Here is a 21331-nt window from a genome sequence, read left to right as displayed (position 1 = left end):
GCAGTGGCCGCGCGCTTAGCTGTGCGTCAGCGCGAGACCTTGCCGGCCTTGATGCACGAGGTGCAAGCGTTCACGCGCTTCGGCGTCCCGCCCACCACGGTACGCACACGCTGGATGTTCGGGTTCCAGCGGCGGGACGTACGGCGGTGCGAGTGCGAGATGTTGTTGCCGAAGCCCGGCCCCTTGCCGCAGACGTCGCAGTTGGCAGCCACGGGTCACTCCAAAGACTTCAGATGCACTTACGGTTGATCCCGGCATGCCGGAACCGAAATCTTGGGCTCTCGCGAGCCGTCCGAGATCTGAGTGGCGCTGCCAGGGGAATGGCCCGATCAGGATCGGGCAACCGGAGCAGCATACAACGGCTGCGCCCGTTCAACGAAATTACCATGACTGCTCAGGGGCCTGCCCCGCCCTCTTCCGGTGGTCACGGGCCCCGGGGCTACGCTGCGTCCCACGTCCCGCAGTCAGACTCCGCGTCTGCGACATGATCGGCCGGGCAGGTCCTAGGAGGCGCAGGTGCCGCAGACATTCCTCGATGCTCTCGCGGTGCGCACCTGGTGCGGGCTCGCGCTGGAGGCGCTCGGACGCGCGCGTGAGGAGATCGACGCGATCAACGTCTACCCGGTCGCGGACGGGGACACCGGCACCAATCTCTACCTGACCGTCGAATCGGCGGTGGCCGCGATCGAGGCGGTCTTCGCCGCCCACGAGGTCGACGCCCCGAACCCCGGGCGGCCCTCGCTGGCCGAAGCCGCGCAGGCGATGGCCCACGGGGCGCTGATCGGCGCGCGGGGCAACTCCGGGACGATCGTCGCGCAACTGCTGCGTGGCATGGCGCAGGTGCTCGCCGCCGGCAGTGACGACGCCCACACCGACGGGGAGAGGCTGCGGCTCGCGCTGCGCCGCGCGGCCGACGCCGCCCGCCAGGCGGTGGCGCACCCCGTGGAGGGCACGGTCCTGTCGGTCGCCTCGGCCGCAGCCGACGCGGCCGGGGGAGCGGAGGGCGACTGCGGGAAGGTCGCCCGAGCCGCCTACGAAGGGGCGCGGGTGGCACTGGCCGCGACCCCTGGGCAACTGGCCGTCCTGGAGCGCGCGGGGGTGGTGGACGCCGGCGGGCGGGGACTGGTCGCGGTGCTGGCGGCGCTGGTGGAGACCCTCACGGGGGAGGTGCCGGGTGCGGTCGCGGTGGCGGCCGGCGCGAGGCACACGCGCGTGCGGACGCCCGACGGCGACCAGGACACCGGGAGCGGGACGGAGTGCGCCGGGCCGGGCGGTCCGGCGCACGAGGTGATCTACCTCCTGGAGGCCGGAGATCTCGCCGTGGCGCGCCTGAAGGAGCGGCTCGACGCCCTCGGCGACTCGCTCGTCGTGGTCGGCGGCGACGGGCTGTGGAACGTCCACGTGCACGTCGACGACGCGGGCGCCGCGGTGGAGGCGGGCGTCGAGGCCGGTCGGCCGTACCGGATCAGGATCACGCACTTCGGCGCCGGCGACGTGCACACGGTACGAGGCGAAGGGCTCCCCCGGGAGCGCGTCCAGCGAGCCGTGGTGGCCGTCGTACCGGGGGAGGGGCTGGCCGGGCTGTACGCCGAGGCGGGCGCCACCACCGTGCTGGCGCGTCCCGGGGAGCCGCCCGCGAGCGGGGAACTCGCCGAGGCGATGCGGCGGGCGCACGCGCGCGAGGTCGTGCTGCTGCCCAACGATCCCGAACTGCGCCACACCGCCGCCGCGGCGGCCGAACAGGTCCGCGCGGAGGGGATCCGCGTCTCCATGATCCCCACGCGCTCCGCGGTCCAGGGCATCGCGGCGCTCGCGGTGCACGAGCCGGAGCGCCGCTTCGACGAGGACGTCGTGTCCATGACCTCGGCGGCGGGCGCGACCCGGTACGGCGAGGTCGCCGTCGCGGAACGGCAGGCCTGGACCATGGCCGGCATCTGCCAGGCCGGTGACGTCCTCGGTCTCATCGACGGGGACGTGGCCATGATCGGGACGGACGTCACGAGCGTCGCCGGGACCGTGCTGGACCGGATGCTCGCGGCCGGCGGTGAGCTCGTGACCCTGGTGCTCGGGGACGAGGCCCCGCAGGCCGTCGCCGAGCACCTCCAGGCCCGGGTGCGGGAGGCCTATCTCGCCGTCGACACGGTGGTGTACCGGGGTGGGCGGCAGGGGGCGTTGCTGTTGATCGGGGTGGAGTAGGCCCGCGCCCTCAGCAGCCCTCCTGCTCCCCTCCCTCCCGCACGACCCGCAGCATCTGCTCCGCCTCGGCCTGCCGCTCCCCCGCTCCCTCGTCGTCCTCGGCGGCGTCGGCGTACGCCTCAAGCACCGCACGCGCGCGGGCCGCCGCCTCGGCGCAGCGGCCCAGGTCCGCCGCCAGCCAGCCCGCGGCGAGTTCCGCGCCGGTGCGGGCGTGCCGGGCGTCGGCGCCGAGCGAGGCGAACACGGAGATGGCCTCCTCCACCTCCGTCAGGGCCTCCTCGAACGCCGCACGGATCGAGCCGTCCTCGGCGTCCTCGGCCGACGAGCGGGCGAGCAGGTCGCCGAACTGTCGGTGGGTGTCGCCGAGTTCGGCGGTGAGACGGTGGCGTGACTCCTCGTCGGCCGCGGTGCTCAGGGCGCCGGCGCACTCCTGGACGGCGGCCGCCATCAGCTCACGCGCGGCCTGCGCGCCGTCGTCGGTGCGCAGCGCGAGCCACGCGCGGGCGCGCAGGGAGCGGACGAGGCCGTGGACGTTGCCCAGGGAGCGCCACAGCTCGCCCGCGCGCGCGTAGGCCTGCTCCGCCTCGGCCGGCATCCCGGCGTGCCCGAGGGATTCGGCGGCGAGGTGGGCCAGGGTGGCGTGGTCGTGCTGCTCGGGCCAGTGCCGGGCGATCTCGGCGGCCTGCAGCCGGCGTTCGGCGGACGCCCGGTGCTCGCCGAGTTCGCTGAGACAGTCGCCGAGCCACCACTTCGTCTGGACGATCGCGCCGTCGCCGTGTGTCTCGGCGCTCAGCTCGGGCAGCGCCGACTCCAGCACCTCCGCGGCCTCGGCCCACCGCCCCTGCCGCAGCAGGAACCCGCCGAGCAGATGCCGCGCCCAGACGCCGAAGGTCGGCCCCTCACCCGCCTCGTCGGCCCAGTGGGCCGCGTCCAGGGCATGCTCCGCGGCCTCCTCGGACTGCCCCCGGCCGCCCAGGACCTCGGCCAGCTGGAGATGCAGCTGGGCCCGTCCGGTGGCTTCCAGATGGGGTCCGCCGTGCTCCAGGGCCGCCCTCAGCGCCCGCTCGGCCTCCGTGGTGTCCCCGAGATGCTGGGCGAGGCCGGCCAGCCGGGCCTCGTACTCCACCGCGAACCACGGCAGTCCCGCGTCCACGTATGCCGTCGCGGCCCGCGCGAACAGCCCGGCGGCCTTCTCGACGTCCCCGTGGTGCACCGCCAGCTCGCCGAGCATGGCCCGGCCCTCGGCCGCCCGTGAGGCCAGCCGGACGTCGTCCCCGGTGTGGCCTTCGACGAGCGCCAGCACCTCCCGTACGGCCGCCTCGGCCTCCGCCGCCACGGTGGCCCGCGAGGCGCCGTCCGCTGCGCGGTCGTCGGCCTCGTGGACCCGCCGCATCAGGATCCGTGCCCGGCCCATCAGGACGGACGCGGTCTGCCCCACGCCTGTGCCGTCCTCGGCGTAGAGGGCGAGGACCTCGTCGTAGGGCCCGGCGACCGCCTCGACGGCCTCGTCGACGTGACCGGCGAGCGCCCGGACGTACGCCGCACGCGCGCGTGCCGCCAGGGCCTCGCCGGGGTCGCCCGCCTCGGCGTACAGCTCGGCGGCGCGTTCGAAGAGCTCGGCGCCCCCGGAGCCCAGGTCCATCGCCTCGTGGTCGGCGATCTCCGCCCGGTCGCGGGCGTCCAGATCGGCGGCCCGGGCGGCCACCGCGACGGCCGCCCAGGCCTCCACGGCGTTCGGCCGCAGGGAGTCCGACAGCTGCCGCGCCTCGGCCAGCAGCGCGGCCAGGTCCGGCTGCTCCCCGGTGGCCGCGGACGTGGGCGTCACCGGCGCCGGGGCGGCGGGGCGGGTGGGGCGGCCCAGCCGGTCCGAGCGCACCCCCAGGGCCAGCCGGTCCACCAGCGGACGCTGCTCCATGCGCGCGCGTGCCCGCTCGCCGACGTGCGCCGTGCCGTTGCGCAGGTCGAACCGCGCCGCTAGGGCGAGGGCCTCCTCGCGCGCGTGGGCGGCCAGTTCGCGTGCCGTCCATGTCCGGCCCGCCGGACCCGGCACCTGGCGCTCGCCCAGGCCCAGCTCGGTCAGCCGGTCCATGAGCAGGGCCGCCACGCTCATGAAGTCCAGCCGGCTGCGCGGATGGCCGGTGTCCGTGAAGTACGCCGGGCGCTCGGCCAGCAGCTCGAGGGCGCGCGCCTCGTTGCCGCTGAGCGCGCAGAACTCGACGTGGTCCGCGTACGCGCCGCGCATGCTCTCCATGGCCCGCACGAGCCAAAAGCCCCGCAGGTGGTGGGCGCGTGCCTCGTCGAGGCGGCCCAGCCGCAACAGGGGCGTCAGGGACGACGCCAGTACCGAGTGCGGCTCGTGGGCGCAGGCGAACTCGCCGTCCAGGACGGGTGTCCACAGCCGAAGGGCCTCGGCGTCCCGTCCGCGCTCCACCTGCCACGAGCCCTGCCCGTGCAGCTCGCACGCGTGGCAGTCGGCCATGCCGTCCCGGTCGGCCGCCAGCCACGCCGCGTACGCCCGCTCCGCGCGTTCCAGGTCCCCGATGTGCGCGGCCACGCTGAACTCGGCGCTGCGCACCGCTCGTTCGGAGTGCCCGGCGAGGCGGTAGCGGTGCTCCATCTCGCCGAGCCACTTCTCGACGGCGGCCAGCGGCACGTGCGGCTGGTCGAGCATCCCGGCCGACATCCATTTGAAGACCCAGTGCAGCGAATGGGTCTCGTACTCGTCGAACTCCCCGGGGTGCTCGTCCCACATGCGCAGCAGACGCGCGAAGGGGACGAACATCTTGTCCTTCTCGGAGCTGTAGTTGTAGACCTTCAGCTGGTGCCCGAGCGCCTCGATCACGGCGAGCGGGACGTTCAGCTTCTCGGCCTGGGCGAGCAGCTGCTCCGCGCGCGCGTTGCGGGCGGGTCCCTCGGGCTGCCCGGAGTTCTCCGCCATCGCCCGGCGCAGCGCGTCGAAGTCGGTGATCTCAGTCATCGGTGACCCTCCCCCGGGGAGTCGGTGTCGCTGTGGGTGGCCCATTCCAGGAGGCCGATGAACGCCCGGTTGAGCAGCGCGGAGTCGGCGGGCCGCAGCGGACGCTGGGCCATCAGCAGGGCCTGGCCGTACAGCGACTCCGCGGCGGTGCCGACGAGCTCCGGATCGGGCACGGAACTGATCCGCCGGATCAGCGGGTTGAGGTGGTTGAGCACCAGACGCGCGCGGGGGGCACTGCCGCGCAGCGAGCCCAGGATGCCCGCCCACAGGTCGTCGGCCGCCTCCTCGGCGGACGCGCGGGCCTGCTCGTGCCGGGCCGCCCGGTCGTCCAGGTGCAGCGCGGGCACGGACAGCGGGTGGAAGGCCCGCAGGACCACGTCACAGCCCAGCGGGTCCAGCCTGGCCCGCGCCGCCGCCAGGAAGCCCGACAGGGCCAGCTCCTCGGCCGGGTCGACGGCGTCCAGGTGGGCGGTCACGGTGTCCGCGTCCAGCTCGGCGACGACCGTGCCCGGCCGCACCGACGGCAGCGCCTGGACGAGTTCGCTGTCGTAGGTGTAGCCGCCGTTGACGACGCCGACGCCCTGCGCGGAGGCGATCGGGGCGACCTGCCGGTACTCCTCGACCGTGCGCGTGAAGTGCACCACCGGGTGGCGCAGCGCGAACTCCTCCAGGGACAACTGGCCGTCCGTCGTCTCGAACGGCAGCCACGGCAGCATCGTGCGGAGCATCTCCGTGTCGTGCCGTGCCAGGGACTTCACTCCCAGGTGGTGCACCGACAGGAACGCCGCGAGCCGTTCCGGATCACCGGCGGCGAGGCCGGTCAGCCAGGACCGAATCCTTTCGCCCAGGGCGTCCCGTACGGCGGCCAGTGTCTCGTCCTCGTACAGCGACTCACGCGAGGCCGTGGGCCGCAGGCTGTCGGCGTCGAGCACGCAACGCACGAAGAACGCCCAGTCGGGCAGCAGTTGTTCGGCCCGCTCGGTGAGCAGCATGCCCTTCAGATGCACCCGGTGCCGCGCGCGCTGCGCCGGGCTGACCGCGGCGGGCAGCACGTACGCCACCCCGCGGATCCCCGCGAGCGGCACGTTCAGCTCGATCGAGTCCAGCGGGAGGAAGCCGAACAGGTCGTGACAGTGCCGGGCCAGGGCCACCCGCCGGGTGGCGGGGGAGGGGTAGGGCCGGTCCCACGGCGCGGGCAGGTCGGTGACCTCCTCGTCACCCACCCGCACGTCGTACGGCAGCAGCGAGCCGAAGTCCCGCGCCAGCGCGAGCACCCGCTCCCCGGTGAGCCACTCGCCGGCGCCCGCCCGCGCCTCCAGGTACACGGTGGTGCCCGGCTCGGGCCGGGCGCTGTCCGCCAGCGTCCGCACGGTGTACGAGCCGTCGTCCGTCGCCGTCCACTCCACGGGCCGGGCATCCGGCGTACGGGCGCTGCGGCTGACGACCCGGATCCGCGCGGCCACCACGAAACAGGCGAGCAGCCCGATGCCGAACTGCCCGAGGAACTCGGCGCGGACCTCCTGGATGCCGTCGGCCCGCTTGGAGCTGCGCCCGATGGTCGCCAGCAGACTGTGCACGTCGGACTCGGTGAGCCCGACGCCGGTGTCCTCCACCCGCAGGGTGCCCGCGTCGGCGTACAGCCGCACCCGCGCCGGTGCCCGGGGCTCTTCGGCCCGGCGGGCGGTGATGGCGTCGACCGCGTTCTGGAGCAGTTCGCGCAGGTAGACCTTGGGACTGGAGTAGAGGTGATGGGAGAGCAGGTCCACCAGGCCACGCAGATCGACCTGGAACGTATGAGGTGAAGGGGAGGCCTGAGAGGCCTGTGAGGTCTGGGAGTCCATCGTCACAGCGCCGGTGGGGAGTGCCTCGGCGCGGGGTCGGGCGGTCCCGGTGAGGCGGTGACCGCGGAAAGGATGGCCGGAGCGCGTCATCCTAGGGCCGGAGCGAGCCGTCTGACCAGGGGTTTCCCAAGACGTATACGGATCCGCCGCCAGGGCGTCCGCGCCGATGTCAGTGCCGTGGTGTGCAATGGATCTCGTGCCCGCACTGGACGAACCACTGAAGAAGGTGCTCGGCCCCGCCACCGCGAAGGTGATGGCCGAGCATCTCGGCCTGCACACCGTCGGCGACCTCCTGCACCACTATCCGCGCAGATACGAGGAGCGGGGCCAGCTCACGCACCTGGCCGACCTCCCCATGGACGAGCACGTCACGGTGGTCGCCCAGGTCGCCGACGCCCGCCTGCACAGCTTCGCCTCGGCCAAGGCGCCCCGCGGCAAGGGCCAGCGCCTGGAAGTGACGATCACCGACGGCAGCGGCCGGCTCCAACTGGTGTTCTTCGGCGCCGGAGTGCACAAACCCCACAAGGAGCTGCTGCCGGGCACCCGCGCGATGTTCGCCGGGAAGGTCTCCGTCTTCAACCGGCGGCTGCAACTGGCGCACCCGGCCTACGAGTTGCTGAAGGGGGACGCCGAGGAGGCGATCGACACCTGGGCGGGTGCCCTCATCCCGATCTACCCGGCGACGGCCAAGCTGGAGTCCTGGAAGATCGGCAAGGCCGTCCAGACCGTTCTGCCCAGCGCCCAGGAGGCCGTCGACCCCCTCCCGGACGCCCTCCGCGAGGGCCGTGGCCTGGACTCCCTCCCCGAGGCCCTGCTGAAGATCCACCGCCCGCACACCAAGGCGGACATCGGCGCCGCCCGTGACCGCCTGAAGTGGGACGAGGCCTTCGTCCTCCAGGTCGCCCTGGCCCGCCGCCGGCACGCCGACTCCCAGCTCCCGGCGGTGCCCCGCAGGCCGGCCCCGGACGGTCTCCTCGCGGCTTTCGACGACCGGTTGCCGTTCACGCTCACCGACGGCCAGCGGAAGGTCTCCCGGGAGATCTTCGACGACCTGGCCACCGACCACCCGATGCACCGGCTGCTGCAGGGCGAAGTCGGATCGGGGAAGACGATGGTGGCCCTGCGCGCCATGCTCGCCGTCGTCGACGCGGGCGGGCAGGCCGCCATGCTCGCGCCCACCGAGGTGCTCGCCCAGCAGCACCACCGCTCGGTCGTGGAGATGATGGGTGAGCTCGCCGAGGGAGGGATGCTCGGCGGCGCCGAGCACGCCACCAAGGTGGTGCTGCTGACCGGCTCGATGGGCACCGCCGCCCGCCGCCAGGCATTGCTCGACCTGGCCACCGGGGAGGCCGGGATCGTGATCGGCACGCACGCGCTGATCGAGGACCGGGTGCAGTTCCTCGACCTCGGCCTGGTCGTCGTCGACGAGCAGCACCGCTTCGGCGTCGAGCAGCGCGACTCCCTGCGCGGCAAGGGCAAGCAGCCGCCGCACCTGCTGGTCATGACCGCCACGCCCATCCCGCGCACGGTCGCCATGACGGTCTTCGGCGACCTGGAGACCTCGGTCCTGGACCAGTTGCCGGCCGGCCGCTCCCCGATCGCCAGCCATGTCGTCCCCGCCGCCGACAAGCCGCACTTCCTGGCCCGGACCTGGGAGCGGGTGCGCGAGGAGGTCTCCCAGGGCCATCAGGCCTACGTCGTCTGCCCGCGCATCGGCGACGAGGAGGACGACACGAGTGCCGCGAAGAAGAAGTCGGCCGAGGACGAGGACGGCAAGCGCCCCCCGCTCGCCGTCCTCGACATGGCCGAACAGCTCGCGGTCGGCCCGCTGGAGGGGCTGCGGGTCGAGGTGCTGCACGGCAGGATGCAGCCCGACGACAAGGACGCCGTGATGCGCCGCTTCGCCGCCGGCGAGACGGACGTCCTCGTCGCCACCACCGTCATCGAGGTCGGGGTGAACGTGCCGAACGCCACCGTGATGGTGATCATGGACGCCGACCGCTTCGGTGTCTCGCAGCTCCATCAGCTGCGCGGCCGTGTCGGCCGTGGCTCGGCGCCCGGACTGTGCCTGCTGGTCAGCGAGATGCCGGAGGCGAGCGCCGCCCGGCAGCGGCTGAACGCGGTGGCCGCCACGCTCGACGGCTTCGAACTCTCCCGCATCGACCTCGAACAGCGGCGCGAGGGAGACGTCCTCGGCCAGGCCCAGTCCGGTGCCCGCACCAGCCTGCGGGTGCTCGCCGTCATCGAGGACGAGGAGATCATCGCCGAGGCCCGCGAGGAGGCTGCCGCCCTGGTCGCCGAGGACCCCGACCTCACCGCCCTGCCGGGCCTGCGCACGGCACTGGACGCCCTCCTGGACGAGGAGAGGGAGCAGTACCTGGAAAAGGGGTGAAGGGGTGAAGGGGTGAAGGGGTGATCGATGTCTCCGCCCCCGGGGCCGGCGTCCCCCGGGGCGCGAGGTGCCGCGCGGGCGGCGCTGACGGAGCCACGGACGCCAGCGGGGGAACGCACCGCCTTCCCCCGCCTGCCAGACTGAACGCGTAAGAGACCCCACCCCAAGGACCCAAGATGACCCGCGTGATCGCCGGCGCAGCCGGTGGACGCCGCCTGGCTGTCCCGCCAGGGACCGGCACGCGCCCCACCTCCGACCGCGCCCGCGAGGGACTCTTCTCCACCTGGCAGTCCCTGCTGGGCGGCCCCCTGGACGGCGAACGCGTGCTCGACCTCTACGCCGGCTCCGGCGCCGTCGGACTGGAGGCCCTCTCACGGGGCGCCGGCCACACCCTGCTGGTCGAGGCCGACGCCCGGGCGGCCCGCATCATCCGGGAGAACGTGCACAACCTCGGGCTGCCCGGCGCCGAGGTCAGGTCGGGCAAAGCGGAGCAGATCATCCGAACCTCACCGCCGGGTGAGCCGTACGACCTCGTGTTCCTCGACCCGCCGTACGCGGTCACGGATCACGATCTTCGCGAGATTCTGCTCACACTCCGTACGGAGGGGTGGCTCGCCGAAGAAGCCCTCGTCACCGTGGAGCGCAGCACCAGAGGCGGTGAATTCGGGTGGCCGCAGGGCTTCGAGGCACTGAGGACCCGTCGGTACGGCGAGGGAACGTTTTGGTACGGTCGCGCCGCCTCCACGTGCGAAGACGCACCATGACCGGACCTGAGAGCGAGGGATCTCAAGTGCGCCGAGCCGTCTGTCCCGGGTCGTTCGACCCGATCACCAACGGACACCTGGACATCATTGCCCGCGCCTCCCGCCTCTATGACGAGGTCTACGTCGCGGTGATGATCAACCAGTCCAAGAAGGGCCTCTTCGAGATCGACGAGCGGATCGAACTGATCCGCGAGGTCACCGCCGAGTACGGCAACGTGCGCGTCGAGGCATTCCACGGCCTCCTCGTGGACTTCTGCAAGCAACGGGACATCCCCGCCATCGTCAAGGGTCTGCGCGCGGTCAGCGACTTCGACTACGAGTTGCAGATGGCCCAGATGAACAACGGACTCTCGGGCGTGGAGACCCTCTTCGTGCCCACCAACCCCACCTACAGCTTCCTGTCGTCCTCCCTGGTCAAGGAGGTCGCGGCCTGGGGTGGCGACGTCTCCCACCTGGTGCCGCCGCAGGTCCTGGGCCGCCTCACCGAGCGCCTGAAGAAGGACTGACCGCACGGGCCCCGGCTGACACCCCGTCACCCTGTGTCCCGCGGGCACCCCATGGCCGTACAGTCGTCCCGTCCGTCTCCAAACACAGCTGTAGAGAGTGGCGAGCATCCGGTGGACGTACAGATGAAGCTCGACGAGATCGTGGCGGCGGTCTCCACCGCCCGAGGCATGCCCATGTCGGCCTCGTGCGTGGTCAACCGCGCCGACCTGCTCGCCCTGCTGGAAGAGGTACGCGCGGCCCTGCCCGACTCGCTGGCCCAGGCCCGGGAGCTGATCGGCGGCCGCGAGCAGATGGTCGAGCAGGCCCGCCAGGAGGCCGAGCGGATCATCCAGGGCGCGCACGCCGAGCGCGGCTCGCTGATCTCCGACACCGAGGTCGCCCGCCGCTCCCAGGCCGAGGCCGACCGGATCCTGGCCGAGGCCCGCAAGGAGGCCGAGGAGATCCGCGCCGAGGCGGACGACTACGTCGACTCCAAGCTCGCCAACTTCGAGGTCGTGCTCACCAAGACCCTCGGCTCCGTGGGCCGAGGCCGCGAGAAGCTGCTCGGCACCGGCCCCGGCCTCGACGAGCAGGGCTACGAGGACGAGGACGCCCCCGAGCGCAGCCACGACCCGGAGACCCTGCGCCGCACAGCCGACGAGTACGTCGACGTCAAGCTCGGCGCCTTCGAGGCGGTACTCGCCAAGACCCTGGAGGCGGTCGGCCGCGGCCGGCAGAAGCTGCACGGCCGGACCGCCACCGACGACCTCGGCTCCCTGGACACCACCACCGTCCAGCACAGCAGCGACGCCGACTACCTCGCCGACCTCGCCGCGATGACCGACACCCCGGCCGAGCCCGTCCAGCCCCCGGCGATTCCGTCCCAGCAGCAGTACGCCACCCAGGACGCCTACGCCTATCAGCAGCCTGAGCCGCAGCCGCAGCAGGATCCGTACGGGTACCAGCAGCAGTACGCCCAGCAGGACCCGTACGGCTACCAGCAGGCCGATCCGTATGCCGCGTACCCGCAGCAGCCCGCCTACGATCCGCACCAGGCCCAGGGGCACCACGGCTATCAGCAGCAGCCCCAGGCGCTCGACGAGACCAGCCTCTTCGACACGAGCATGATCAGCGCGGAGCAGTTGCGGGCCTACGAACAGGGTCGCGGCAACGGCTGACGCCTCCGATTGGGCCGTCGGCGAAAGGTCCAGTATCCTGGCTCTTCGGTCGCGCGTACGTCCGTGATCAGCGCTGCCCGGGAACACCGAAGGGTGGCGTCCCCGAGCTCACAAGATCGAAAGCAGGAATGGCCCTGAACGCCCGCCTCGACCACCGCAACCCTCTCGTGTTCGACACGCACGAGCTGGGTCGGCGTCCTGGTGCGCTGCAGCGCCTGACCCGCACGGTCGACGCCCCGAAGGACCTCGGTCTGAAGGACGTCATCGGAGTGCCGGAAGGCGCGCCGGTGGAGCTCGACCTCCGTCTGGAGTCCGTCATGGAGGGTGTGCTCGTCACAGGCACCGCCCGTGCACGGGCCGAGGGGGAGTGCGTAAGGTGTCTGGAGCCGGTCGGGCAGGAGCTCGAAGCGGAATTCCAGGAGATGTTCTCGTACCCTGACGCCGACGACCGGGGCCGTGCGATCACGGAACCCGGCGACGACGCCGCGGACGACGAGGACAGGCTCTTCCTCGAGGACGGCATGTTCGACCTTGAGCCTCTGCTGCGCGATGCGGTGGTGCTCGCACTGCCGATGCAGCCGGTGTGCCGGGAGGACTGCCCGGGTCTGTGCTCCGAATGCGGAGCGCGGCTCGCGGACGACCCGGACCACCACCACGACGCCGTCGACATCCGTTGGGCGGCTTTGCAGGGACTCGCCGGTTCACTCGAAGACGGCGAGAAGGACGAGATGAGTGGCGGCGCGCTTCCATCAGCGCACGCCGACGAGAAGCAGGAGAAGTAGCCGTGGCTGTTCCGAAGCGGAAGATGTCGCGCAGCAACACGCGCCACCGCCGGTCGCAGTGGAAGGCTGCGGTCCCCACCCTGGTTGCGTGCGAGCGCTGCCACGAGCCCAAGCAGCAGCACATCGCGTGCCCGTCTTGCGGCACCTACAACAAGCGCCAGGTCCTCGAGGTCTGAGCGGCTGGTGAGAGGCACTGTGTCCACACCGAAGAAGCAGGCTTCCCGCGCGAGCGGGGGTGGACCGGACAACCAGGCCTCGTCCCACACGCTTCTGGAAGGGCGGCTCGGCTACAAGGTCGAGTCCGCCCTTCTGGTGCGAGCGCTGACCCACCGTTCCTACGCGTACGAGAACGGCGGTCTGCCGACGAACGAGCGCCTGGAGTTCCTCGGGGACTCCGTGCTCGGCCTCGTCGTCACCGACACGCTGTACCGCACCCACCCCGACCTGCCCGAGGGCCAGCTGGCCAAGCTGCGGGCCGCGGTGGTCAACTCGCGTGCGCTGGCGGACGTGGGGCGGACGCTCGACCTCGGCGCCTTCATCCGGCTCGGCCGCGGTGAAGAGGGCACGGGCGGCCGGGACAAGGCATCCATCCTCGCCGACACCCTCGAAGCGGTGATCGGCGCGGTCTATCTCGACCAGGGCCTGGACTCGGCGGCGGAGCTGGTGCACCGCCTGTTCGACCCGCTGATCGAGAAGTCCTCCAACCTCGGAGCCGGCCTGGACTGGAAGACATCGCTCCAGGAGCTCACCGCGACCGAGGGGCTCGGTGTCCCCGAGTACCTGGTCACGGAGACCGGCCCCGACCACGAGAAGACCTTCACTGCTGCCGCCCGCGTCGGAGGCGTCTCGTACGGCACCGGCACCGGCCGCAGCAAGAAGGAGGCGGAGCAGCAGGCCGCCGAATCCGCCTGGCGGTCCATCCGCGCGGCGGCGGACGAGCGTGCCAAGGCCGCCGCGGCCGCCGGTGCCGGACCGGCCGTCGACGCGGTCCCGCTCGACGGTGCCTCGCACGGCGAGGCGACGGCCGTGGAGAGCACCAGGGCGGCAGCGGCCGGCCGGGCCACCGAGGCCCCGGCCGCCGTGGACGGCGGCAGCACGGACGCCCCCTCGGCGTCGGGCTGACCCGCTGCCGCGACACCGCGCCCGCGGAAACGAAGAGCACACCCGAGCGCCCGCCCCAGCCCCGGGGCGGGCGCTCGGCTCGTCACGACGGATGGGACGGGGGAGACGCGATGCCCGAGCTGCCCGAGGTGGAGGTCGTCCGGCGCGGCCTTCAGCAGTGGGTCGCCCACCGGACCGTCACCGGGGTCGAGGTCCTGCACCCGCGTGCCGTACGGCGTCACCTCGCCGGCGCCGACGACTTCGCCCACCGCCTGAAGGGCCACCGCGTCGGCATCCCGAGCCGGCGCGGCAAGTACCTGTGGCTGCCGCTGGAGGACACCGGACAGGCGATCCTGGCGCACCTCGGCATGAGCGGCCAGCTCCTGGTCCAGCCGCACGCCGCGCCCGACGAGAAGCACTTGCGCATCCGTTTCCGGTTCGCCGACGACCTCGGCACCGAACTGCGCTTCGTCGACCAGCGCACCTTCGGCGGCCTGTCGTTGCACGACACCACCCCCGACGGCCTGCCCGACGTCATCGCGCACATCGCCCGCGACCCGCTGGACCCGCGATTCGACGACGAGGCGTTCCACCAGGCGCTGCGCCGCAAGCGCAGCACCGTCAAACGCGCGCTGCTGGACCAGTCGTTGATCAGTGGCGTCGGCAACATCTACGCGGACGAGGCCCTTTGGCGCTCCCGCCTCCACTACGACCGCCCGACCTCCACCTTCACCCGCCCCCGCACGTCCGAACTCCTCGGCCACATCAGGGACGTGCTGAACGCGGCGCTGTCCGTGGGCGGCACGAGTTTCGACAGCCTCTACGTCAACGTCAACGGCGAGTCGGGCTACTTCGACCGCTCACTGGACGCGTACGGACGCGAGGGGCTGCCGTGCCGGAGGTGCGGCACGGCCATGCGCCGGCGTCCGTGGATGAACCGGTCCAGCTACTACTGCCCGAACTGTCAGCGACCGCCACGCATCTCGTCGTAGCGCGCCCGGGCGCCGAGCACGTCGGCCATCCGTCCCTCCAGGTGACGGATGAGCGCCAGCAGCCGCTCGGCGACCTCCCGCCCGAGGGGCGTCAGCTCGTAGTCGACGCGGGGCGGGTTCGTCGGCCGGGCCTCGCGATGCACCAGGCCGTCGCGCTCCAGCGCCTGCAGGGTCTGCGAGAGCATCTTCTCGCTCACCCCGTCGACCCGGCGCCGCAACTCGTTGAACCGCAGCGACCCCTCGTGCAGCGCGCCGAGGGTGAGCGCACCCCAGCGCCCCGTCACATGCTCCAGCGTGCCCCGGGAAGGGCAGGCCCTGGAGAACACGTCGTAGGGGAGATCCCGCTCCGGTGCCCGCTCGCCGCTCACCCCTGAAGCGTACGCGCGCACAGCGCTGAGGGATGGGGTGCGCCGACCGGAGGTGAGCGGTGTTGCTTGTTCAGTATCCGAAGTTCTGCGTCCACCAGGGGCCGCCCGACCCGTAGTGCACACCGACGCCGAGTGTCCTGAAGTCGCAGTTCAGTATGTTGGCGCGGTGGCCGGGGCTGTTCATCCAGGCTTCCATGACGGCCGCCGCGTCCGCCTGGCCCCGGGCTATGTTCTCGGCGGCGAGGTTGCTTATGCCGGCCGCCTCCGCGCGGTCCCACGGTGTCCTGCCGCTGGGGTCGGTGTGGTCGAAGAAGCCCTGCTCGGCCATGGCCTCGCTGTAGTCCCCGGCGAGGCCCGCGAGGGCGCTGCTCGCGGCGAGCGGGCTGCAGCCGGCCTGGGCGCGCTCGTCGTTCACGAGCTTGAGCACCTCGGCCTCGGCGGCGGTCTCCGGGGAGATCGTCACCGGCGGGGTGGTCTGCTGCGCCGGCACCTTCGAGGGGGTGCGCGACGGGGTCGGCCTGGGCGCCGGGTCCTTCGGCGACGGGGTGGCCGACGGCTTCCTGGAGGGGGTTTCGGGCGCCGCCGGGGCCTTGGTGGTGGGCTTGGCCGACGAGGTCGAGGGCGACGGTGACGGAGCCGTGCCGCGCTCGGTGCCGCGGCCGGCCGACGGGCTGCCGGTGCCGCGGCCTGCCTCGGCGGTGCCGGACGTGCCGCCCTGCGGGGACTCGGTGGTGGTCGGCGTGTCACCCGCCTGCACCTTCTCGGCGCCGCCCCCGCCGAGCGTGTAGGAGTCACCGCCGGGAAGGACGCCGGTGGCGACCGCGACCGTTCCGATGGCGACCGCCGCCGAGACACCCAGCAGGCCGGTGCGGACGGGCGTCATCCCCTTCTTCCTGCGGCGGTGCGAGCGGCCGCCGGGCCGGGGTCCGCCGGCGGGGCCGTAGCCGCCGTAGCCGTACCCGTCCGCGGTCGGGAAGGCCGCGGTGTCGTCGCCCGGGGCGCCGGCGGCACCGGCCGGGTCGTCGGGGGCGAAGAGGTAGGCCTCGCTCTTCGAGACCGTCTCGGCGTACGCCTCGGGGTTCAGATACGGTGCGATGCCCCGTGCGGGGTTGCCCGCCTGCGAGTGCCGCGGGTCGTGGCCCCCCACGGCGGAGCCGTGCGTCTCGTCGTCCCCCGCGGTGCGGCCCGTGGCGGCGCGGCCGGCGGCGGAGCGTCGGTGGCGTCCCATGTGATGGCCTTCCTCGTCCTCGCGGTCGACTCGCCTCATCGGTCAACCAAACCCACTCGATCGAGTGAGTTTCATATGAGATTCATTGGGGCTGGACGGTACCGCATGGTGCCGGGGGAGGAAGTGTCCCGAGTGACATTGGCCGGTTAGGTTGCAGCCATGAGTGAGGATGTGCGACTTGTCGCCTGGGTGCGAGGACGCGTCCAGGGTGTGGGTTTCCGCTGGTTCACGCGGGCCAAGGCCCTGGAGATCGGCGGCCTGAGTGGTTTTGCTCTCAATTTGGCCGACGGGCGCGTGCAGGTGGTCGCCGAGGGCCCGCGGCAGGGCTGCCAGGGGCTCCTGGACTGGCTCCAAGGCGACGACACGCCCGGGCATGTGGACGGCGTCACCGAGATCTGGGACACACCGCGCGGCGGCTACGACGGCTTCGCCATCCGCTGACCTCATGTGGGCGCGGGCGCTCGCGGCGGGTTCCGGACGCGCCGGCGGTGGCCGTCCTGAGCGGAAACGAGCAGGTGATTGCCGAGAACCGCTTGCCTTGGCAGGCTGCACACGCAAGGATGATCGCCACGCCCTGAGGGCCTCGCGGAAGTCGCCGCGCCGCCGTGTCCGGCCGTGCACCAGCGGGTCGCCCCCCAATACAGGGCGTGATCGTGTTGACCGTCAAACTTTTTGGTGAGACGCTGAAAGCCCCGCGCACCTCAGCTGTTTGGCATGTATGAACGGCAGCACAACTCCACAGTGCCAAGCGGCCGCGGGTGCGAATCCCTCACGACCCACACCGCATCGGTCGGTCACTCAGTGTGGAGGACCATCCATCATGGCAAAGGCGCTTCTCGGTTACGTCGGCGGCTCCGACCCTCGACTCCTCGCCGAGATGCGACGGCTCCAGCAGCGCGTGCAGGACCTGGAATCCGAGCTGGTACGGATCCAGGCCGAGAACGAGGCGCTGACGGCTGCCGCTTCTCACCACGACAGGATCATGGAGAGCGTCGACGCACACCAGGCGGAGCCTGCGCTCACCTGATCACTGCATCGCACGACGACACGCAGTGGTTGGGCGGCCTGTATCAACCGCTAAGTTGTCAGAAGTTGCAAGGGACGCCTCCGGCGTCCCTTCTTTCTTGCCCCCGGGCGCGTTCTTGTCCAGCGCATCCTTTCAGCGTCTTCAACGTTTGGTGTGCCCTGAGCGTTCAGGGGCGAAACCGCGGGTTCATGGAGTGAGACCAGCCCGGCGGGTAGAGTCCGGCGGCGTGCACCTCAAGGCCCTGACCCTCCGAGGGTTCAAGTCGTTCGCCTCGGCGACCACGCTCCGGTTCGAGCCGGGCATCACGTGTGTCGTCGGACCGAACGGCTCGGGCAAGTCCAACGTCGTGGACGCGCTCAGCTGGGTCATGGGTGAGCAGGGTGCGAAGTCGCTGCGCGGCGGCAAGATGGAGGACGTCATCTTCGCCGGCACCACCGGGCGTCCCCCGCTCGGCCGGGCCGAGGTGTCGCTGACCATCGACAACTCCGACGGGGCGCTGCCCATCGAGTACGCCGAGGTCACCATCACGCGGATCATGTTCCGCAACGGTGGCAGCGAGTACCAGATCAACGGCGACACCTGCCGGCTGCTCGACATCCAGGAACTGCTCTCCGACTCCGGCATCGGCCGCGAGATGCACGTTATCGTCGGCCAGGGCCAGCTCGACTCCGTGCTGCACGCAGACCCCATGGGCCGCCGCGCCTTCATCGAGGAGGCCGCGGGCGTTCTGAAGCACCGCAAGCGCAAGGAGAAGGCGCTGCGGAAGCTGGACGCGATGCAGGCCAACCTCGCGCGGGTGCAGGACCTGACCGACGAGCTGCGGCGCCAGCTGAAGCCACTGGGCCGGCAGGCCGCCGTCGCCCGCCGCGCCGCCGTCATCCAGGCCGATCTGCGCGACGCCCGGCTGCGGCTGCTCGCCGACGACCTCGTGCGGCTGCGCGAGGCGCTCCAGGCCGAGGTCGCCGACGAGGCCGCGCTGAAGGAGCGCAAGGAGGCCGCCGAGCAGGAACTGCGCAGGGCGCTCCAGCGGGAGGCGCTCCTGGAGGACGAGGTCCGCCGCCTCACCCCGCGTCTGCAGCGGGCGCAGCAGACCTGGTACGAGCTCTCCCAGCTCGCCGAACGGGTGCGCGGCACCATCTCCCTGGCCGAGGCGCGCGTGAAGAGCGCGACCTCCGCCCCGCCCGAGGAGCGGCGTGGCCGTGACCCCGAGGACATGGAGCGCGAGGCCCACCGCATCCGTGAACAGGAGGCCGAGCTGGAGGCGGCCCTGGAGGCCGCCCAGCGCGCCCTCGACGACACGGTCGCCCACCGCGCCGAGCTGGAGCGCGAGCTGGCGTGTGAGGAACGCCGCCTGAAGGACGCCGCGCGCGCCATCGCCGACCGCCGTGAGGGGCTGGCCCGGCTGAACGGCCAGGTCGGCGCGGCCCGTTCACGCGCTGCCTCCGCCCAGGCCGAGATCGACCGCCTCGCCGCCGCCCGCGACGAGGCGCAGGAGCGCGCGGTCGCCGCGCAGGGGGAGTACGAGGCGCTCCAGGCCGAGGTCGACGGCCTCGACGCCGACGACGCCGAACTCGCCGAACGGCACGAGGTGGCCAAGCGGCAGCTGGGCGAGGCGGAGGCGGCCTTCAGCGCCGCCCGTGACGCGGTCACCGCGGCGGAGCGCAAGCGCGCCGCGACCCAGGCCCGCCACGAGGCGCTGGCGCTGGGCCTGCGCCGTAAGGACGGGACGGGGGCGCTGCTCGGTGCGAAGGACGCGCTGGGCGGACTGCTGGGCCCGGCGGCCGGACTGCTGACGGTGACGCCGGGCCACGAGGTGCCGCTGGCGGCGGCTTTCGGGGCGGCGGCGGACGCGGTCGCCGTCACGTCACCGTCCGCCGCGGCGGAGGCGATCCGGCTGCTGCGGAAGCAGGACGCCGGCCGGGCCGCGCTGCTGCTGGCCGGCGCGGAGGCTCCCCCCGGGGGCGCCGGGAACTGCGCGACCTGCCACGGCGCGCCCGCAGACGCACCGCTTCGCGCACAGGCCTCTTACGCGGCGCACTTCGTCCGGGGCCCGTCGGACCTGATGCCCGCCGTGCAGCGCCTGCTGCGCGACATCGTCGTGGTCGACACCCTGGAGGACGCCGAGGACCTGGTCTACGCGCATCCGCACCTCATCGCCGTCACCGCCGAAGGGGACCTGCTCGGCGCGCACTTCGCGCAGGGCGGTTCCGCCGGTGCGCCGAGCCTGCTGGAGGTGCAGGCCTCCGTGGACGAGGCCGCCGACGAGCTCGACGAGCTCGCCGTGCGGTGCGAGGAGCTCGCCGAGGTACAGCGGGCGGCCGGTGAGCGGCGCAAGGAGTGCGCCTCGCTCGTCGAGGAGCTGGGGGAGCGGCGGCGGGCCGCCGACCGGGAGAAGTCGTCGGTGGCGCAGCAGCTCGGACGGCTCGCCGGGCAGGCCAGGGCCGCCGCCGGGGAGGCCGAGCGGAGTGTGGCCGCGGCCGCGCGGGCGCAGGAGGCACTCGACAAGGCCCTGACGGACGTGGAGGAGCTCGCCGAACGGCTCGCCGTCGCCGAGGAGATGCCGATCGAGGAGGAGCCGGACACCTCCGTTCGGGACCGGCTCGCCGCCGACGGTGCCAACGCCCGCCAGACCGAGATGGAGGCCCGCCTCCAGGTCCGTACCCATGAGGAGCGGGTCAAGGGGCTGGCCGGACGCGCAGACTCGCTCGACCGGGCAGCCCGCGCCGAACGCGAGGCACGCGCGCGTGCCGAGCAGCGGAAGGCGCGCCTCCGGCACGAGGCGGCCGTCGCGGAAGCCGTCGCCTCGGGCGCCCGCCGGCTGCTCGCCCACGTCGAGGTGTCCGTCGGCCGTGCCGAGGAGGAGCGCGCCGCCGCCGAGGCCGCCAAGGCGCTGCGTGAGCGGGAACTCGCCGCCGCCCGCACCGAGGGCCGTGACCTGAAGGCCGAGCTCGACAAGCTCACCGACTCGGTGCACCGCGGTGAGGTGCTCGGCGCCGAGAAGCGGCTGCGGATCGAGCAGCTGGAGAGCAAGGCGCTGGAGGAGCTGGGCGTCGAACCGGCGGGGCTGATCGCGGAGTACGGCCCGCGTCAGCTCGTACCGCCCTCCCCGCCCGCCGAGGGGGAGGAGCTGCCGGAGGATCCCGAGCACCCGCGCAACCAGCCGAAACCCTTCGTGCGGGCCGAACAGGAGAAGCGGCTGAAGTCGGCGGAGCGGGCCTACCAGCAGCTCGGCAAGGTCAACCCGCTGGCCCTGGAGGAGTTCGCGGCGCTGGAGGAACGCCACAAGTTCCTCAGCGAGCAGCTGGAGGACCTGAAGAAGACCCGCGCCGATCTGCTCCAGGTGGTCAAGGAGGTCGACCAGCGGGTCGAGCAGGTGTTCACCGAGGCGTACTGGGACACCGCCCGGGAGTTCGAGGGCGTCTTCAGCAGGCTCTTCCCGGGCGGTGAGGGGCGGCTGGTGCTGACCGATCCCGACAACATGCTCACCACCGGCGTCGACGTGGAGGCCCGCCCCCCGGGCAAGAAGGTCAAGCGGCTCAGCCTGCTCTCCGGCGGCGAGCGGTCGCTGACCGCCGTGGCGCTGCTCGTGTCGATCTTCAAGGCCCGGCCGAGCCCGTTCTACGTGATGGACGAGGTCGAGGCCGCGCTGGACGACACCAACCTGCAGCGGCTGATCCGGATCATGCAGGAACTCCAGGAGGCCTCGCAGCTCATCGTCATCACGCACCAGAAGCGGACGATGGAGGTCGCCGACGCGCTGTACGGAGTCTCCATGCAGGGCGACGGTGTGTCGAAGGTCATCAGCCAGCGGCTGCGCTGAGCGCCGGACCGTCCCACCCCGGTCCCGACCTGCTCACTGCCGCGATCGTTCAAGTTCTGAATGCAACTCCTGCACTCCTGCGGTGTAGATTCTTCACATCACCCTATTGACTTCGAAACTTGAACGCATAGTCTCTGCAAAGTTGTTTTTACCTTCAGGTTTCGCCACCTGCGAGGGCT

General features: G+C 72.3%; 17 protein-coding genes. 12 read left to right on the top strand and 5 right to left on the bottom strand.

The window, feature by feature from the left end; all coding sequences use genetic code 11:
• Window positions 1-26 precede the first annotated feature (26 nt).
• Window positions 27-212: a 50S ribosomal protein L28 gene (rpmB, locus tag ACGF8A_RS09450; RefSeq protein WP_003993230.1), complete on the bottom strand. Its 186-nt coding sequence runs from the start codon at window positions 210-212 to the stop codon at window positions 27-29.
• A gap of 304 nt (window positions 213-516) precedes the next feature.
• Between rpmB and ACGF8A_RS09445 the strand changes: the two genes are divergently transcribed.
• The gene (locus ACGF8A_RS09445; protein ID WP_393105963.1) at window positions 517-2196 is read left to right on the top strand and encodes a DAK2 domain-containing protein; all 1680 of its coding nucleotides are present in this window, start codon (window positions 517-519) and stop codon (window positions 2194-2196) included.
• A gap of 10 nt (window positions 2197-2206) precedes the next feature.
• Here ACGF8A_RS09445 and ACGF8A_RS09440 read toward each other — a convergent pair whose 3' ends face one another.
• Together ACGF8A_RS09440 and ACGF8A_RS09435 are read right to left on the bottom strand one after the other, a co-directional pair.
• The gene (locus ACGF8A_RS09440) at window positions 2207-5173 is read right to left on the bottom strand and encodes a tetratricopeptide repeat protein (protein ID WP_393105961.1); all 2967 of its coding nucleotides are present in this window, start codon (window positions 5171-5173) and stop codon (window positions 2207-2209) included.
• Complete coding sequence (locus tag ACGF8A_RS09435) at window positions 5170-7014, bottom strand: HSP90 family protein (RefSeq protein ID WP_393105959.1); 1845 nt, start codon at window positions 7012-7014, stop codon at window positions 5170-5172. Before ACGF8A_RS09435 ends, ACGF8A_RS09440 begins: the two co-directional genes overlap by 4 nt.
• A gap of 187 nt (window positions 7015-7201) precedes the next feature.
• Here ACGF8A_RS09435 and recG point away from each other — a divergent pair, with 187 nt between their 5' ends.
• The 8 genes from recG (at window position 7202) to mutM (ending at window position 14709) form a co-directional block, all read left to right on the top strand.
• On the top strand, window positions 7202-9406 hold the full coding sequence (gene recG / locus ACGF8A_RS09430) for an ATP-dependent DNA helicase RecG (protein WP_393105957.1): 2205 nt from the start codon (window positions 7202-7204) through the stop codon (window positions 9404-9406).
• Between the two features lie 176 nt (window positions 9407-9582).
• Window positions 9583-10170, top strand: coding sequence for a 16S rRNA (guanine(966)-N(2))-methyltransferase RsmD (rsmD, locus tag ACGF8A_RS09425; protein WP_393105955.1), 588 nt, complete (start codon window positions 9583-9585; stop codon window positions 10168-10170).
• 26 nt (window positions 10171-10196) lie between these two features.
• Entirely contained in the window at window positions 10197-10676 is a 480-nt protein-coding gene (coaD, locus tag ACGF8A_RS09420) for a pantetheine-phosphate adenylyltransferase (RefSeq protein WP_393105953.1), read from the top strand.
• A gap of 111 nt (window positions 10677-10787) precedes the next feature.
• A complete protein-coding gene (locus ACGF8A_RS09415; protein WP_393105951.1) occupies window positions 10788-11834 on the top strand; it encodes an ATP synthase F0 subunit B in 1047 nt (348 codons plus the stop codon).
• 128 nt (window positions 11835-11962) lie between these two features.
• Entirely contained in the window at window positions 11963-12616 is a 654-nt protein-coding gene (locus ACGF8A_RS09410; RefSeq protein ID WP_393105949.1) for a YceD family protein, read from the top strand.
• Window positions 12617-12618: 2 nt separating this feature from the next.
• Window positions 12619-12792: a 50S ribosomal protein L32 gene (gene rpmF / locus ACGF8A_RS09405; RefSeq protein WP_003951102.1), complete on the top strand. Its 174-nt coding sequence runs from the start codon at window positions 12619-12621 to the stop codon at window positions 12790-12792.
• 7 nt (window positions 12793-12799) lie between these two features.
• Window positions 12800-13738, top strand: a complete 939-nt coding sequence (gene rnc, locus ACGF8A_RS09400; RefSeq protein ID WP_393105947.1) for a ribonuclease III — start codon at window positions 12800-12802, stop codon at window positions 13736-13738.
• A gap of 110 nt (window positions 13739-13848) precedes the next feature.
• Window positions 13849-14709 carry a bifunctional DNA-formamidopyrimidine glycosylase/DNA-(apurinic or apyrimidinic site) lyase gene (mutM, locus tag ACGF8A_RS09395; RefSeq protein WP_393105945.1) on the top strand — a complete coding sequence of 287 codons (861 nt, stop codon included), beginning with the start codon at window positions 13849-13851 and terminating at the stop codon, window positions 14707-14709.
• Here mutM and ACGF8A_RS09390 read toward each other — a convergent pair.
• Window positions 14682-15077 carry a winged helix-turn-helix transcriptional regulator gene (locus ACGF8A_RS09390; protein WP_393105943.1) on the bottom strand — a complete coding sequence of 132 codons (396 nt, stop codon included), beginning with the start codon at window positions 15075-15077 and terminating at the stop codon, window positions 14682-14684. The two genes, mutM and ACGF8A_RS09390, sit on opposite strands and share 28 nt — an antisense overlap.
• 70 nt (window positions 15078-15147) lie before the next feature.
• On the bottom strand, window positions 15148-16305 hold the full coding sequence (locus ACGF8A_RS09385; RefSeq protein WP_393105941.1) for a CAP domain-containing protein: 1158 nt from the start codon (window positions 16303-16305) through the stop codon (window positions 15148-15150).
• Between the two features lie 159 nt (window positions 16306-16464).
• Between ACGF8A_RS09385 and ACGF8A_RS09380 the strand changes: the two genes are divergently transcribed.
• The 3 genes from ACGF8A_RS09380 to smc all read left to right on the top strand — a co-directional run bounded on the left by ACGF8A_RS09380 (window position 16465) and on the right by smc (window position 21152).
• On the top strand, window positions 16465-16746 hold the full coding sequence (locus ACGF8A_RS09380) for an acylphosphatase (RefSeq protein ID WP_393105939.1): 282 nt from the start codon (window positions 16465-16467) through the stop codon (window positions 16744-16746).
• 379 nt (window positions 16747-17125) lie between these two features.
• Window positions 17126-17332 (top strand): hypothetical protein, encoded by a 207-nt coding sequence (locus ACGF8A_RS09375; RefSeq protein WP_189700833.1) that lies wholly within the window; start codon window positions 17126-17128, stop codon window positions 17330-17332.
• Between the two features lie 226 nt (window positions 17333-17558).
• Window positions 17559-21152, top strand: a complete 3594-nt coding sequence (gene smc / locus ACGF8A_RS09370) for a chromosome segregation protein SMC (protein ID WP_393105936.1) — start codon at window positions 17559-17561, stop codon at window positions 21150-21152.
• The last annotated feature ends 179 nt before the right edge of the window (window positions 21153-21331 follow it).

It is taken from the genome of Streptomyces sp. NPDC047706 (assembly GCF_043204795.1).
Lineage (GTDB): Bacteria > Actinomycetota > Actinomycetes > Streptomycetales > Streptomycetaceae > Streptomyces.
This window is presented reverse-complemented; position numbering and strand designations above follow the sequence as displayed.